The organism is Klebsiella sp. P1927, assembly GCF_018204675.1.
GTDB lineage: Bacteria > Pseudomonadota > Gammaproteobacteria > Enterobacterales > Enterobacteriaceae > Klebsiella > Klebsiella pneumoniae.
The window spans coordinates 126,911-142,138 of the sequence record NZ_CP073379.1 but is presented as its reverse complement, the minus strand read 5'-3'; the positions used below and the strand labels follow the sequence as shown (position 1 = coordinate 142,138).

Sequence of the window (15,228 nt, the reverse complement as noted above, 5' to 3'; positions counted from 1 at the left end):
TTGACCCTATATATCCAGACGTTTTTGCTCTCTTACGGTTGCGATAACTTCCTGCGTATATATTCCCGTGGTGAGCGATATCCCAGTGCACTATGCGGATGATGTTCGTTGTAATGACTGAACGCCACCGCCAGATTCATCACCGCTGCCTCGCTGTCCGGTTTCGGCATGATGCTGATGTAGTCCCGTTTTATCGTCATCACGAAGCTTTCTGCTATGCCATTGCTTTCCGGGCTTCGCACTGCTGTCGTACAAGGCTCCAGTCCCAGCAACCGGGCGAACGCCGGCACTGTTGGCAACTGCCTTCCGAAGCGTTTTTCCACCGCACCCAGCATGACATCCTGCACCGTTTCTTTGTCATAGCCTCCGGTGCTCGCTGCCCAGTCAATGATCTCCCTGTCGCAGCAGTCCTGCGCGAAGGTCACCCGCAGCTTTTCGCCATTATCACAGCGGAACTCAAAGCCATCTGAGCACCAGCGCCGGTTACTTTCCGCTACTGCTACGCGCCCCTTATGGGCCCGCTTACGGCAAGGATCAGCGGGTTTACGTTCAAGAAGCAGATTATGCGTTCTCATAATGCGATACACCCGCTTTGCATTAACCACAGGCAGGCCGTCCCGCTCCGACTCCCGTCGCAGCAGCGCCCACACACGGCGATAACCATACGTCGGCAGGTCAGCCACCGCCATGTTTATCCGGGACAATACGGTGGTATCGTCAGAACGGGGCTGCCGTCTGCGATCCTGTCAGTCAGATGGCCGGTGAACCCGAATGCTCAACTGCGCACGCGACACGCCAAGACTTCTGCAAACGTCGCTTATTCGTCGTTCCCAGGCAACGAGGGCGCATGCGCAATCCATTTTTTTGCCCGGCCGAACTCCACGGCCTCTTTGAGTATCTCGGCTTCCATCGTCTTTTTGCCCAGAAGGCGCTGGAGTTCGCGAATTTGCTTATTGGCGGCAGCGAGTTCGGAGGCCGGCACCACTTCCTCGCCCGATGCAACAGCCGTCAGTGAACCGTCTTAATATTGCTTGCGCCATTTGAATATCTGGTTTGCATTGATGCCATGCAGGCGCGCGACATGAGACACGGTCATACCGGGCTCCATAGTCTGCTGAATAATGGCAATTTTTTCCTGCGGTGTACGACGCCGACGCCGCTCAGGTCCTGATAACACTTCAACCATCTTATCGTTCTGACTGGTATTAAACATAGTTCCAAGACTACCTCTTATTTTAAGAGAGTCGAAGTGTCTGGTGATCTATGGGGCCAGTCTAGCCCTCTTCCAAGTGTAGGGAGATATAGTCAAAGTTTGCTTCTCCGCCGATGAGTCCGCCCTGCGTCGGATAGTCCGATTTTTTACCGGCGAAGCACGGCTCTCCTAACCCTATCTAAAGCGAATAACTTTTTTCAACAGGGCCGCGTGCCAATGCAAGAGCGATAGGCGCTCTACGCGCCAATTTGACCACTTAAAACAGGTAAATTGAGGGGTTGTAATGTGTTGATGTAACAGGCTTTTATTTTAATGTCTTGGCATATGTATAATGGTAGTCTAGCCCTCCTTTCAACAAGGAGTACTCATGGAAACCTACAATCATACATATCGGCACCACAACTTTTCACATAAAGACTTAAGTGATCTCACCTTCACCGCTTGCACATTCATTCGCAGCGACTTTCGACGTGCTAACTTGCGTGATACGACATTCGTCAACTGCAAGTTCATTGAACAGGGTGATATCGAAGGCTGCCACTTTGATGTCGCAGATCTTCGTGATGCAAGTTTCCAACAATGCCAACTTGCGATGGCAAACTTCAGTAATGCCAATTGCTACGGTATAGAGTTCCGTGCGTGTGATTTAAAAGGTGCCAACTTTTCCCGAACAAACTTTGCCCATCAAGTGAGTAATCGTATGTACTTTTGCTCAGCATTTATTTCTGGATGTAATCTTTCCTATGCCAATATGGAGAGGGTTTGTTTAGAAAAATGTGAGTTGTTTGAAAATCGCTGGATAGGAACGAACCTAGCGGGTGCATCACTGAAAGAGTCAGACTTAAGTCGAGGTGTTTTTTCCGAAGATGTCTGGGGGCAATTTAGCCTACAGGGTGCCAATTTATGCCACGCCGAACTCGACGGTTTAGATCCCCGCAAAGTCGATACATCAGGTATCAAAATTGCAGCCTGGCAGCAAGAACTGATTCTCGAAGCACTGGGTATTGTTGTTTATCCTGACTAATTGCTTTGATGTGTGATTTTAAACGCTCAAATTTATAAAACGAATAATATTGTCAACCTTGCAATAATAGACATAGGGACAACCATGTATAAATTTTTACCCTCAGGCGTCTTCACAATAGAGCCATATAGCAGTGGGTCACTTAGTGGGCTTAATTTTTCCATTAAAGATAATATTAATATTGCTCAGTATAAAACATCATATGGTAGCCCATCTTGGCAAGTAAACATAAGGCTGCCATTTATAAGGCACTGTTGCAAAAATGTGGAGGTGATAGGGGTACTACGCCGGAACCCCAGATTTTTCCGTCCGTTCAAATTATCCACGGTTGAGCAGCTTGATCCCGTCCGCCCGCAGTTGACCAACAGGGGAAATATGCCTGTACAAAGTTTGCCGGGTTATCCCAAGTTCCTGGCATAGCGTACTGACCTTTGTTTCTGATTGTCCCATTGATGCCATTGCCAGTCGCAGTTTGACTGGCGTCATTTTATAAGGTCGGCCGCCGTTCCGCCCACGGGCTCTTGCTGATGCCAGACCTGCAGTCGTTCTTTCAGCAATCAGTTCGCGCTCAAACTCCGCCAGTGCGGCAAAGATACCGAAGACAAGCTTGCCAGCGGCCGTTGTTGTGTCGATAGTCGCCCCGTGACCGGTCAGCACTTTCAGACCGGTCCCCCTCGCGGTCAGGTCGTGCACTGTATTAATGAGATGACGAAGATCACGACCGAGGCGGTCCAGCTTCCATACGACCGAGAGCATAAAAAATATGGCACTGTTGCAAAGTTAGCGATGAGGCAGCCTTTTGTCTTATTCAAAGGCCTTACATTTCAAAAACTCTGCTTACCAGGCGCATTTCGCCCAGGGGATCACCATAATAAAATGCTGAGGCCTGGCCTTTGCGTAGTGCACGCATCACCTCAATACCTTTGATGGTGGCGTAAGCCGTCTTCATGGATTTAAATCCCAGCGTGGCGTTGATTATCCGTTTCAGTTTGCCATGATCGCATTCAATCACGTTGTTCCGGTACTTAATCTGTCGGTGTTCAACGTCAGACGGGCACCGGCCTTCGCGTTTGAGCAGAGCAAGCGCGCGACCATAGGCGGGCGCTTTATCCGGCACTGTTGCAAAGTTAGCGATGAGGCAGCCTTTTGTCTTATTCAAAGGCCTTACATTTCAAAAACTCTGCTTACCAGGCGCATTTCGCCCAGGGGATCACCATAATAAAATGCTGAGGCCTGGCCTTTGCGTAGTGCACGCATCACCTCAATACCTTTGATGGTAGCGTAAGCCGTCTTCATGGATTTAAATCCCAGCGTGGCGCCGATTATCCGTTTCAGTTTGCCATGATCGCATTCAATCACGTTGTTCCGGTACTTAATCTGTCGGTGTTCAACGTCAGACGGGCACCGGCCTTCGCGTTTGAGCAGAGCAAGCGCGCGACCATAGGCGGGCGCTTTATCCGTGTTGATGAATCGCGGGATCTGCCACTTCTTCACGTTGTTGAGGATTTTACCCAGAAACCGGTATGCAGCTTTGCTGTTACGACGGGAGGAGAGATAAAAATCGACAGTGCGGCCCCGGCTGTCGACGGCCCGGTACAGATACGCCCAGCGGCCATTGACCTTCACGTAGGTTTCATCCATGTGCCACGGGCAAAGATCGGAAGGGTTACGCCAGTACCAGCGCAGCCGTTTTTCCATTTCAGGCGCATAACGCTGAACCCAGCGGTAAATCGTGGAGTGATCGACATTCACTCCGCGTTCAGCCAGCATCTCCTGCAGCTCACGGTAACTGATGCCGTATTTGCAGTACCAGCGTACGGCCCACAGAATGATGTCACGCTGAAAATGCCGGCCTTTGAATGGGTTCATGTGCAGCTCCATCAGCAAAAGGGGATGATAAGTTTATCACCACCGACTATTTGCAACAGTGCCGAAAAAGCTTGCCAGCTACCCCAAGCAAAACGGACTTGCCAAGGCATTGAGGGAAATTGGCCGTATTGAACGAACGCTGTTTATGCTCGACTGGTTCCGCGATCCGGCACTTCGTCGGCGGGTACAGGCGGGGCTGAATAAAGGAGAAGCCCGTAACGCGCTGGCGCGTGCGGTATTCCTGCATCGGCTGGGTGAAATCAGGGACCGAAAACCGGAAAATCATAGCTACCGCGCCAGTGGACTGACGCTGCTGACGGCGGCTATCTCGCTGTGGAATACCGTCTATATGGAAAGAGCGGTCGATGCCCTGAAGCGTAAAGGGGTGAAGATCAACGAACAACTGCTGTCGCATTTGTCTCCGTTAGGCTGGGAGCACATCAATCTGACAGGCGATTATATCTGGAAAAGCAACCGGATACCGGCTTCCGGTAAGTTTCGTCGGCTGAGACCAGCTAAAGTCGAAAGGTCAAAAAATAGCCTTAACGTACAATAATTTTCGATATCCAAACTGACCCCTTCTACGGTGTTATCGCGTAGCTGAGAACATTGGCGTTCGTGCGATAATGGTTCATGCGCTTACTGAAGAAGCCAAAGGTTTCTATGCTCACCATGGATTTAAGGCATCACAAACTCATGAGAGGACTCTGTTTCTAAAGCTTCCATGACTGGTTGCTGGAGTGGGAAAGTAGCAGGCCACAGCCTCAACATATTGATTTTTATTTCGTTTATTATTGGATTTAACATAATCTTTGTTATGCGCACCTGTATTGTAGGGGCTCAATGCTAATGTCTATTAGGGGGCTGCGGATGTTTTCCTGGACTGTTATGTTGTGATCCCAAGATGCTGCCGGTACTTCACAGGACTCATTGCACCTAATGATAGCTTGATACGTTTCTCGTTATACCAGCGTATGTACCTGTCCAGGAAGCAGATAAATTTTTCCAGCGTGATACCCGCCCAGTCTCTGCCATAGAACATTTCGTTTTTGATACGCCCGAAGAAGCCTTCACACGCAGCATTATCCGACGAGCATCCTTTGCGCGACATGGACCTTATAAGTCCGGAGGTGTTGATACGCTCGAGCCAGCCCGGCCACCGGTAATGGCCACCACGATCGCTGTGTATCACTGGTTTATCATGTTCGTTGAGCGTATCGAGTGCGTCATCGAGCATCGTATTCACCAGCGTCGCGTCCGGGCGTGTTCCTATCGACCAGCTTACAACCAGGCCATCAAAGCAGTCGATAACCGGCGACAGATAGACTTTTCCAGCCGGAAGCTGGAACTCCGTAATATCGGTCAGCCACTTCTCATTTGGCCTGCAGGAACTAAAATCCCGGGCGAGTAAATTTTCCGGTGCCGGGCCGATTTCGCCACAGTAAGAGTTGTATCGTCGTCGCCTGGTGCGCTTAACAACGAGCTGCTCTTCTGCCATCAGTCTGCGGACAACCTTTTCAGAAATAACCCTGTTGTTACCGCGAAGCATCGCGTGAAGGCGCCGATAGTCGTAACAGCGGTAATTCTCCTCAAAGATATCGGCCATGATCACGCGTATTTCCGCATACTTATCGTACAGACGTTTTGGTAAAAATAACAGCTGCGGGCAAGTTGCAGAACGCTTAGCAACTCAGCAACGGGGTACTTTTTCTTAAGGGCATCAACTATCAGGGTTTTCTCCCTGTTTTTCAGTTTCAGAAAGCTGACGCCCAGATCTTTTTTTATCAGTTCATTCGCCTTTGTCAGTATGTCACGTTCGAGCTGCAGCTGATGAACCTGCTTCCTGAGACGCTGGATTTCACCGAGTAAAGCATCCTGATTTTTATCCTGAGGGGCTGACTTTCGTTTGCGCATGGATTGATAAGCCTCGTCACTGATAAGGTCTTTCTTCCATTTGTACAGGACCGGGACGCTGACGCCTATGCTTTGTGCAACTTTACGCGCGGTTCCACGTCGGTTACAGAGCTCCCGGACGGCCTGAGACCTCTCTTCCGGGCTGAAGCATTTGTTTCGTGGGGACTGAACCAGGCTTCGATGGCGGGCAGGAACTGCCACAGCAGCATGAGTGCGGCGATGCAGCCAGTGATGACGAGCCAGCGCCGGATGAATCGATCCGGCTCCGGGCGGCTGTAGGGGTCGGGTAGGTCACGTCATTCTCCATGTTGAAATCAGCGCCAAAGGCCGCCAGTGCGCCAGCGTGGCGGACGTGGTGATACGGTCACTTCGGGGTCGAAACGGGCCGATGGAAACGGCGGCATCGCGGGCGGCGGAGCTAGTTCCAGCAAGCGCTCAATGCGTTCAGCCGTCGCTGGATGCGTGCGCAACCAGGAGGGTTCCGGATTGCCCCATCCGGGCAGCAGCCAGGCGCGCCAGGAGCGGCTCACCCGCTCGATCTTGGCGAGCGCTGAGGCCAGCCCGTGCGGGTCGCCGGTCAATTCGGCAGCGAGCCGGTCGGCGTCGAATTCGCGCACCCTGGACAAGCCCAACTGAGCCAGCAAGGCCAGCTGTGGCGCGACCGCAAGTAGAAGCAACGCGGGCCAATTGACTTCCGTGACTCCAAGCAATAGCGTTGGCAAACTGAGCACGATCGCAAGCTGCCCCAACAAGGCCAGAAGATGGGTGAGCCGGCTGATGGAATCGGCCAAGCCCATGACACGCAAATCCTCGTTCGCAATATGCGCGATTTCGTGGCCGAGCACGCCGGTCAACTCGCGGGGCGTGAGGCTACGCAGCAGGCCGTCGGTCAGCGCGATGGCCGCGTGATGCTTCGAACCGGTGGCGAAGGCGTTGACGACCCCGCTGGGCACGTAGTGCGGTACCGGCACGGTAGGCAGCCCGGCCCGCGCCGCCAGTTCGCGCAACACAGCCCAAAGATCGGGCGCTTCATCCGGGTGCAGGGGGCGTGCGCCATACAGCCGCAAGGTCAGCCCGGAGGCGGCCGCCGGTTCAAGCAGCAGGGTGAACCCCGCAGCCGCAAGCGCCAGCCAAAGCCCGCCGTCACCCAACAGCAGGCTGCCAGCGACGGCGGCAATTCCGAGCAGGGTCAGCACCAACAGCACGGTTTGCAGGCGATTGTGCCAGCGATGCCGCGCGCCGACATTCTGCGCGTGGCGCAGATCACGACTGATCATCTGAGCTTTCCCCGGCTGTCCGGTCATCGCGCTCGCGCAGCAGCCAGTAAGTCGCCCCGAGGGCCAGTGTCGCGCCTGCAAGCGCCGCGACCTTGGCGGGGCCGGTCTCCGGGTCGAGGATCACGAATTTACGCGCCAGGGCGATCAGCCCGATCAGGATCACCGTCTTGACCTGGATGATGCTGTCGCGCCGCAAGGCCACCCTCACGATGGAATGCTTGAACTCCATGGCAATGAGCAGCGTCATGATCATGCCGAACACGGTCTGGAAGACCTTGTGATCGAGCGGATTGAATGCATCAATGATCAGCAGGCTGAAGACGATCGAGATCAGCTGCAGCAGCGAGACCACGATGATAACGGCAATGATTGCGGACAGCGCGAGCGCGATCACCTGTTCAAAGCGCTCGTAGAACGTCATCACTGCCCATTGGGCGCGAAATGTTTTGATCGGGTCTGCTTGCTTTTCCTTCATCGCCACTCCTCTCAATTCTGAAATACTTGTGCGCCCACAACTTGGTTGCACCCTTGTCTTTTTTGCCTGGTAGAGCGCGCTGTCCGCCTGCAGCATCACCTGCTCGACAGAGTGCAAACGGGGGTCAAGGAGAGCCCCCCCCATGCTGGCGCTATAGCTGATCGACACCTCTCCACACACCACCGCTGTCGCCGCAGTGTCCTGACGAAATCGCTCCGCCCATACTTGGGCGCCTTCTATCGATGCCGCTTCCAACAACACAGCGAATTCCTCCCCCCAATCCGGGCAGCCATGTCGGTTGCGCGAACATGTTCCCTCAACCGTGAAGCAAAGGGGTCGGTGATCACCATACGCAGCAACTGCTGCTCTATTTCCTTGCGAGAAGAGATGTCGAACAGAGTACCGACTATCAGTTGCCTGCCCGCGTCACCCAGCCATGGGCCTTGTTCCTCGAAAGTCGAGTTGCCAGAGGATCAGGTGAACAGATGGGCCGCGCCGTCACGCGAACGGATGGCCAGCGAGCGGGAGGGCAGTGCCGCCGCTGATGAGCAGTCCCCACGGCGTGGCCGACTGCTCATCACGCTTGTAGACGCCCGCGTGACCTGCGGCCACGACCGCCACCGCGATCGAGGCCAGGGAGGCTGCCCATGCCAGTGCCAGGCCGATGGGGTCGGACACGGCAGCCTCGCCCGCCATCAAGATGCGTCGCTCGCCTTCGCGGCATCCGGCTGCTCCGGCTCGGCCGGGGTCTGCGGTGGCTCTTTGCGTTCGAACACCACGCGTTCGGCCTTGTCGTCCCAGCGTGCGCTGGCGTGATCGCCCTTGCCGATGCCGCCGCCGAGCATCTCGCGCGCCAGCGCAGTTTCCAGCTCGCTGCGGATCAGGCGCTTGAGTTCACGCGCACCGAACTCGGGCTTGTAGCCTTCTTCCGCGAAATGGTCGATCAGCGTCTGATCGAAAGTGAGCGTCACGCCCTGGCTGGCGGCGCTGCGCGCCACGCGATCGAGCTGCAGGCCGACGATGTGGCGGATCTCCTCCTTGCCCAGCGCATGGAAGACGATGATCTCGTCGATGCGGTTGAGGAACTCGGGCCGGAAATGGCCGCGCAGCACGTCCATGACTCCGGCCTTGGTCTTTTCGTACTCCTCGCCGGCCGCCCCGCGCGCCTTCAGCCGTCGCTGGATGATGTCCGAACCCAGGTTGGACGTGGCGATGATGATGGTGTTGGTGAAATCCACCACCCGGCCCTTGCCGTCGGTGAGGCGACCGTCGTCGAACACTTGCAGCAGGATGTTGTATACGTCAGGGTGTGCCTTCTCGATCTCGTCGAGCAGCAGCACGCTGTAGGGCTTGCGCCGCACCTTCTCGGTGAGCTGACCGCCTTCGTCGTAACCGACATAGCCCGGAGGCGCGCCCACCAATCGCGCCACGGTATGGCGTTCGCCATATTCCGACATGTCGATGCGCAACAGGGCGTGCTCATCGCCGTAGATCGATTCGGCCAATGCCTTGGCGAGCTCGGTCTTGCCCACCCCGGTCGGGCCCAGAAACAGGAAGGTAGCCACCGGTTTGCTGCCTTCACGCAGGCCGGCGCGGGACAGCCGCACGGCATCGGCCACGGCACGGACCGCCTCGTCTTGTCCCACCAGGCGCTCGTGCAGCCGTTGTTCCAAGTGCAGCAGCTTTTCGCGCTCTTCCACCGTCAACTCGTTGACCGGGATGCCGGTCAGGCGCGAGACGATCTGCGCCACGTGTTCCGCCTTGACCTCGGCACTGCCGGAGGCCCGCTCCCGCTCCCAGTCCTCGACGAGCTTCTTGAGCTCGGCCTCCTTGGCTTCGATGCGCTTCCCGAGCTCGGCGGCCTGGTCGTACTGCTTGCGCGCGGCCACGTAATCCTGTTCACGCCGCAGCTGGTGCAGTTCGGACTCCAGCTCCTGCACGGCCACCGGCCGGGCCGTGGCCGACAGCTTCACGCGCGCGGCCGCCTGGTCGAGCAAGTCGATTGCCTTGTCCGGCAGGAAGCGCGCCGTGATGTAGCGGTCGGACAACTCGGCCGCCGCGATGATCGCGTCCTCGGAGATGCTGACCTTGTGGTGCGCCTCGAAGGTGTCGCGCAGGCCGCGCAGAATCATGATGGCCTGGGCCACCGTCGGCTCGGGTACCGTCACCGGCTGGAAGCGCCGCTCCAGTGCGGCATCCTTCTCGATGTATTTCTGGTACTCGTTCAGCGTCGTGGCGCCGATCAGGTTGAGTTCACCGCGCGCCATCATCGGTTTGAACACGTTGGCCACGTCCAGCCCGCCTTCGCCACCGCCCTGGCCGGCACCGACGATGGTGTGCACCTCGTCGATGAATAAAATCAGCTCGCCCTGGTGCTCGGTCACCTCCTTCAGCACCTTCTGCACGCGCTCCTCGAACTCGCCGCGATATTTGGCGCCGGCCACCATGGCGTTGATGTTGAGTTCCACCAGTCGCTTGTCGCGCAAGGTCTCGGGCACTTCGCCCGCCACCATGCGCTGCGCCAGCCCTTCGACGATGGCGGTCTTGCCCACACCCGGCTCGCCGATCAGCACCGGGTTGTTCTTCTTGCGCCGGGCCAGCACCTCGATGGTGGTTTCGATCTCCTGTGCGCGGCCGATCACCGGATCGAGCTTGCCGTCGCGCGCCATCTTGGTCAGGTCGCGCGAGTACTTGTCGAGTTCTGGCGTGTTGGTCGGCGTCTGAGCGCGGCCATCCTCGGCGCCCTTGCCCACCACCTTGCTGACCTGTTGGCGCAGCGCCTGCGGCGTCAGGCCGTAGCGGCGTAGCAGGTTGGCGGCCAGCCCTTCGCCTTCCTCAGCCAGACCGATCAGGAAATGCTCTGGACCGACATAAGAATGGCCGAGTTCATTGGAGGCCACAAAGGCGCGGCTGAGCGCATCCTTCACGCGTGGCGACACGCCGATCTCGCCCTCGAAGGGCTTGTCCCCGCGCTTGGCCTCAGACTCGATCTGCCGCTTGAGGTCATCGACCTTGATCTTGAACTGACCCAGGATGGTCTTGACCACGTCGCTGTCGGCCAGTGCCAGCAGCAGATGTTCGGTATCCACCTCGGAGCGGCCAAATTCGGCAGCGTGTTTGGCGGCCTCCTGCAGCAAGGTTTCCGACTGTTCGCTGATGCGGCTGGCCAGCCCACTGCCGCGACGGCGCGGCACACCTGAACCTGCGGCGGCGGGCTCACTTAACGAGGCATCGACCACATCATCGGTATCGGCGGCAACGGGCGTCGTGTCGTCGCCGATGCGGAAGAAGTCACTGCCGAGGAAGTCCTCGAACAGGCCGCTGCGCGAGCTGAACAAGGCTTCCAGCGGCGAAACGGTGCGTTTTTGCTGGCGCACTAATTGGCGGTAATGGTCGTCGCACAACAGCATGGTGCTGTGACGCCCGTTGAGACTGGCTTCCACCCGCACGGTGGCGGGTTGGCCGCAGACCTGGCATTGTTTTCTGGCCATGCTGATGCTCCTGAGAAGGTTGACAAGGTTGACAAGGTTGACAAGGTTGAGGCGACGAGGCATCGCGAACCGCGACGCCTCGTCTCGTGCCGGGTTTTTCTTGTGACGAACGAGCCGGCGACGTCAGCCGTTGATCGGGATCGAGCGTCCCTGCTTCGGCGCGCTGACCTCGCGCTTGTCGATCGTGACCGTGAGCACCCCGTTCTTGAACGATGCTTTGATCGAATCCTGGTTGGCGTCGTCAGGCAGGTTCAAGGCACGCTGAAAGCTGCCGTAGGAGCGCTCCACACGGTGGAAGCCACCTTCCTTCTTCTCCTGTTCCTGGCGCTTCTCGCCACGCACCATCAGCACGTCGTTGTCGAGAGTGATCTGGATGTCCTTCTCCTCGACACCGGGCACTTCCAGGGCAATCTTGTACTGCTTGTCGGTTTCCTGGATGTCCAGGGCCGGCTTCAGCATGCCCGACCAATCGGATGGCCACTGCGGCATGTTCAACGCCGGAAAACCGAAGCCCCGGAATGCGTCATCGAACAGCCGGTCGATTTCCCGATGCAGTTGCAGGATCGGGCTGACTGGCCCGCTCGCCGCTGGCAGGTCATTGCGCTGCACCGGCAGGGAAGAGACGGTCTGCTGCTCTTGCTGCTCGTTCTTGAACCAGTTCCAGGGAGCCAACTTCTTGAAATCGATGTCCATGTCATACCTCCAGAAAAATTGGAAAACGAGTTACTCAAGCCCTTTGCCTGCTGTGACGGGCAGTGCGCCCAGGCGACACGGGCTGCTCGGATGACTTCTGCTGTTCACGCTTGCGCATCACCTCCTTCTTTGCTGCGGCTCGGGTCTGATCATTGATCCACTGATCGATTTCACTTTGAGGAAACCGCCACGTCCCGCCCACCTTGAAAGCCGGAATTTCCCCGTGCGCGGCGAGCCGATAAAGCGTCCGCTTGCCGACTTTCAAGTACGCAGCCAATTCATCGAGCGTGAAAATCACCTGTAGGTGCGCTTTCATCCCTGTAGGTGCGCTTTCATCTCACCCTCTCCAATCGCGTCGCTTTGCGGTTCCGGCCAAGGAAATCCTTGTAATACTTTGTAAGATATTACGCTTACCATGACAGCCTTCAAGAGTCAATGTACAGCGTTCTCCCGCCCCATTGATGCAGGTCAACTGCTCAGGCAAGGCGCAGCGGGGCGGTCTGATCAGGCAATGGACAGCGCCTGGCTCGTCAGCCTGCGTGTACCACAGGCGCCTCGATCAAACACCGATCCTCACGTTGTAGCCGAGTGCCCGCAGCCCCTTGCTCGTCTGCATGTTCCTTGGCGGAAACTCGTCTGGGCGCGCCCAGACGACGATTTCCCCGAGGCTGCTCAGGCTAACGTGCGGAATTGCCCAGTCGTCGCTGCGGATCGCGTTCCAGAGTCGGGCCGAAACACTTCCGTTGCCCCAGACAACGTAGTTCAACAGTATCCGTCCGGCCAACACACCTTCCCGACACCGCCGCCGAAGGCCATGGCCCATCAAGCGGATTTTCCATGCGCCCTCAGCGCCGTACCTACAGCAAATCTTTCAAGGCTCAGGTCATTCAGGAGTGTTCTGAACCCGGTGCCTCCATCGCAAACATCGCCTTGGGCTACAGCCTCAATGCCAACCTCGACCACAAATGGATTCGGCTGCCTACCCAGAAAACCACGGCTATCCAGCCAGCGTTCATCCCGTTGCCTTCTCAAATGCTCGGCGTGGGTTCGCATACTCAAGCGCGCTGCTGCGATCATGAGTTTGATCCAGTCGGCCCGTAATAATGGGCACGATCCGTATGCCTATCTCAAGGATGTGCTGACACGGTTGCCGTCCCTGTAACAGCCTGAAGTTGACCTGGGTAATCAAATACCGGTGTAGTGATTAGGAAACAGGGCTCGGATAACATCATGGCGCAGGTCACCCTGATCTTGACCCTCCATCTCCGAACAGCTTTTGTATCTTAAGTTAACGATGTCCGCTGCCGGTATTCCCTCGGGGAGTGATATCCCAGCGCGCTGTGCGGGTGGCTTCCATTTCCATCAGATGTCCTTCCTGCTCCGCTACTGAAGGCGTGGTGCGTAACGGCAAAAGCACTGCCGGACATCAGCGCTATCTCTGCTCTCACTGCCGTAAAACATGGCAACTACAGTTCACTTACACCGCCTCTCAGCCCGGTACGCACCAGAAAATCATTGATATGGCCATGAATGGCGTTGGATGCCGGGCAACCGCCCGCATTATGGGCGTTGGCCTCAACACGATTTTACGTCACTTAAAAAACTCAGACCGCAGTCGGTAACCTCACGCATACAACCGGGCAGTGACGTCATTGTTTGCGCGGAAATGGACGAACAGTGGGGTTACGTCGGTGCTAAATCACGCCAGCGCTGGTTGTTTTACGCGTATGACAGGATACGGAGGACGGTTGTGGCGCACGTATTCGGTGAACGCACGTTGTCCACGCTGGAGCGTCTTCTGGGCCTGCTGTCGGCCTTTGAGGTCGTGGTATGGATGACGGATGGCTGGCCGCTTTATGAATCACGCCTGAAGGGAGAACTGCACGTTATCAGCAAGCGATATACGCAGCGCATTGAGCGGCATAACCTGAATCTGAGGCAGCATCTGGCAAGGCTGGGCAGGAAGTCACTGTCGTTCTCAAAATCGGTGGAGCTGCATGACAAAGTCATCGGGCATTATCTGAACATAAAACACTATCAGTAAGTTGGAGTCATTACCTTCTTTGCCGCCGGACATTGTCCGACGCAACACCAAACGGGTCTGGCGGGCTGAGCCAATCCCGCAGGCAAATTCAGCCCTTACCGGATGGCTCAGCCCCCTACTCATTGGAATTGGATATTCAACTTTCAGGGGCTACTGCGCCAGACTTCAGTCTTTAAAGTGATTGACTTAGCGCCTGGCACACTCAATTTATTTAGGTAGCGGGCCTAATTGCACCCCATCAGGATAATACTTCCAGCCATCGCGAATTTTGACATTTTCATCCCACGGAAGTTTGTATTCGCCATTGGCAAGATCGCGCACCCAGGTCAGGTAATTCTCGCGTTCGCCTCCCGGTTTGCCGACATAGCCCCGGCAGCCAAGGTTGAAAATATTGTTTTCCAACGCCCAGTTTTCACGCGCTTTATCCACCAGGCGCGGGAACAGCTCTGCGGTAACAATTTCCCATGGGTTGCGGTGCCCCTGCTGAATGACGTTACCGTCATAATTGCAGACCGTACCCTCGCCGAAGTAATAAAAGACATCGTCATAACCGGCCAGATTCACCGAAACGGTATACATCAGGTTTTGCCAGGCATTCGTCCGGTTGGTCCAGATCCACTGATCGTTCACCTGCGTGGAATAGCCCGAAATACGGATATAGACATTGCAGCCTTTATAAGCAGCCTCACGCGCCAGTTCCGGGAACATGCCGTCATGGCATATGCAGACGGCGAGTTTAGAACCTTTAGGCCCATCGCATACCGGCATTCCCATATTTCCCGGCATCCAGGGCTCAATCGGAACCCATGGTTGCAGCTTGCGGTAATGCAGAGCGATATCGCCCCGATCGTTAATGATAATAGCGGTGTTGTACGGTGGAAGAGACGGGTCTTCATTGCGCTCCATTAAGGAAAATACCCCCCAGATGCCGTTGCGGATACAGGCCTCTTTGAACTGACCAATCTCCGGGCTATCGAGAGTGAGTAACATCTCGTCATAGGTCCAGATTTTAGTATTCAGTCCCTGGGTTGAATATTCCGGGAAGACGATAACATCAAGTCCCGGATATCCGGCTTTGGTGGAGTCAACGGCCTTACAAATCTTATCGACCTGTATCTGGATATCCTCCGGTCCTTTAATAACGGGAACGGGGTATTGGATGGCGGCAATTAATAACGCTTCATCCCAGGAGCTTACACTTCCGGTGCTACCCATAGCAGACCTCTCG

General features: G+C 56.1%; 12 protein-coding genes and 8 pseudogenes. 6 read left to right on the top strand and 14 right to left on the bottom strand.

From position 1 onward, the window contains the following. Positions 1 to 32: 32 nt before the first annotated feature. Positions 33 to 1,186: pseudogene (locus tag KB892_RS29510) on the bottom strand (IS3 family transposase). A 394-nt stretch (positions 1,187 to 1,580) separates the two neighbouring features. Here KB892_RS29510 and KB892_RS29505 point away from each other — a divergent pair. Continuing rightward, positions 1,581 to 2,237 (top strand): quinolone resistance pentapeptide repeat protein QnrS1, encoded by a 657-nt coding sequence (locus KB892_RS29505; RefSeq protein ID WP_001516695.1) that lies wholly within the window; start codon positions 1,581 to 1,583, stop codon positions 2,235 to 2,237. Positions 2,238 to 2,555: 318 nt separating this feature from the next. Here KB892_RS29505 and KB892_RS29500 read toward each other — a convergent pair. The 3 genes and pseudogenes from KB892_RS29500 to KB892_RS29490 all read right to left on the bottom strand — a co-directional run. After that, a pseudogene (locus KB892_RS29500) lies at positions 2,556 to 2,984 on the bottom strand (recombinase family protein); the annotation flags it as partial. Positions 2,985 to 3,054: 70 nt separating this feature from the next. Continuing rightward, a pseudogene (locus tag KB892_RS29495) lies at positions 3,055 to 3,348 on the bottom strand (IS6-like element IS26 family transposase); the annotation flags it as partial. Between the two features lie 53 nt (positions 3,349 to 3,401). Continuing rightward, entirely contained in the window at positions 3,402 to 4,106 is a 705-nt protein-coding gene (locus tag KB892_RS29490; protein WP_001067855.1) for an IS6-like element IS26 family transposase, read from the bottom strand. Between the two features lie 64 nt (positions 4,107 to 4,170). Between KB892_RS29490 and KB892_RS29485 the strand changes: the two are divergent. Beyond that, positions 4,171 to 4,662: pseudogene (locus KB892_RS29485) on the top strand (Tn3 family transposase); the annotation flags it as partial. Between the two features lie 22 nt (positions 4,663 to 4,684). Beyond that, positions 4,685 to 4,834, top strand: a pseudogene (locus KB892_RS29480) (GNAT family N-acetyltransferase); the annotation flags it as partial. Positions 4,835 to 4,992: 158 nt separating this feature from the next. Here KB892_RS29480 and KB892_RS29475 read toward each other — a convergent pair. The 9 genes and pseudogenes from KB892_RS29475 to KB892_RS29440 form a co-directional block, all read right to left on the bottom strand. Then, a pseudogene (locus tag KB892_RS29475) lies at positions 4,993 to 6,167 on the bottom strand (IS3 family transposase); the annotation flags it as partial. A 167-nt stretch (positions 6,168 to 6,334) separates the two neighbouring features. Continuing rightward, entirely contained in the window at positions 6,335 to 7,297 is a 963-nt protein-coding gene (locus KB892_RS29470; RefSeq protein WP_004152113.1) for a zinc metalloprotease HtpX, read from the bottom strand. Further along, complete coding sequence (locus KB892_RS29465) at positions 7,284 to 7,772, bottom strand: phosphate-starvation-inducible PsiE family protein (protein WP_004152114.1); 489 nt, start codon at positions 7,770 to 7,772, stop codon at positions 7,284 to 7,286. The genes KB892_RS29470 and KB892_RS29465 overlap by 14 nt, the downstream gene beginning before the upstream one ends. Positions 7,773 to 7,886: 114 nt before the next feature. Next, positions 7,887 to 8,033: pseudogene (locus KB892_RS31300) on the bottom strand (diguanylate cyclase); the annotation flags it as partial. Between the two features lie 237 nt (positions 8,034 to 8,270). Beyond that, entirely contained in the window at positions 8,271 to 8,468 is a 198-nt protein-coding gene (locus KB892_RS29460; RefSeq protein ID WP_004152115.1) for a hypothetical protein, read from the bottom strand. Beyond that, entirely contained in the window at positions 8,468 to 11,263 is a 2,796-nt protein-coding gene (gene clpK, locus KB892_RS29455; protein WP_048255129.1) for a heat shock survival AAA family ATPase ClpK, read from the bottom strand. Before clpK ends, KB892_RS29460 begins: the two co-directional genes overlap by 1 nt. A gap of 123 nt (positions 11,264 to 11,386) precedes the next feature. Beyond that, positions 11,387 to 11,956 (bottom strand): small heat shock protein sHSP20, encoded by a 570-nt coding sequence (gene hsp20 / locus KB892_RS29450; RefSeq protein WP_004152117.1) that lies wholly within the window; start codon positions 11,954 to 11,956, stop codon positions 11,387 to 11,389. Positions 11,957 to 11,990: 34 nt separating this feature from the next. After that, positions 11,991 to 12,272 carry a helix-turn-helix domain-containing protein gene (locus KB892_RS29445; protein WP_004152118.1) on the bottom strand — a complete coding sequence of 94 codons (282 nt, stop codon included), beginning with the start codon at positions 12,270 to 12,272 and terminating at the stop codon, positions 11,991 to 11,993. 243 nt (positions 12,273 to 12,515) lie between these two features. Beyond that, positions 12,516 to 12,779 (bottom strand): hypothetical protein, encoded by a 264-nt coding sequence (locus KB892_RS29440; RefSeq protein WP_004118208.1) that lies wholly within the window; start codon positions 12,777 to 12,779, stop codon positions 12,516 to 12,518. 14 nt (positions 12,780 to 12,793) lie between these two features. Between KB892_RS29440 and KB892_RS29435 the strand changes: the two genes are divergently transcribed. From KB892_RS29435 to KB892_RS29425, 3 genes and pseudogenes are all read left to right on the top strand, one after another. Beyond that, positions 12,794 to 13,057, top strand: a complete 264-nt coding sequence (locus tag KB892_RS29435; protein ID WP_004118209.1) for a transposase — start codon at positions 12,794 to 12,796, stop codon at positions 13,055 to 13,057. Then, positions 13,014 to 13,118: pseudogene (locus KB892_RS29430) on the top strand (transposase domain-containing protein); the annotation flags it as partial. The gene KB892_RS29435 and the pseudogene KB892_RS29430, both read left to right, overlap by 44 nt. 184 nt (positions 13,119 to 13,302) lie before the next feature. Continuing rightward, a protein-coding gene (locus KB892_RS29425; RefSeq protein ID WP_223174644.1) for an IS1 family transposase occupies positions 13,303 to 14,000 on the top strand; the annotation gives its coding sequence in 2 pieces (ribosomal slippage) (positions 13,303 to 13,552 and positions 13,552 to 14,000; 699 coding nt in all). A gap of 207 nt (positions 14,001 to 14,207) precedes the next feature. Here KB892_RS29425 and KB892_RS29420 read toward each other — a convergent pair. Then, positions 14,208 to 15,215, bottom strand: coding sequence for a formamidase (locus KB892_RS29420; RefSeq protein ID WP_004181997.1), 1,008 nt, complete (start codon positions 15,213 to 15,215; stop codon positions 14,208 to 14,210). Between the last annotated feature and the right edge of the window lie 13 nt (positions 15,216 to 15,228).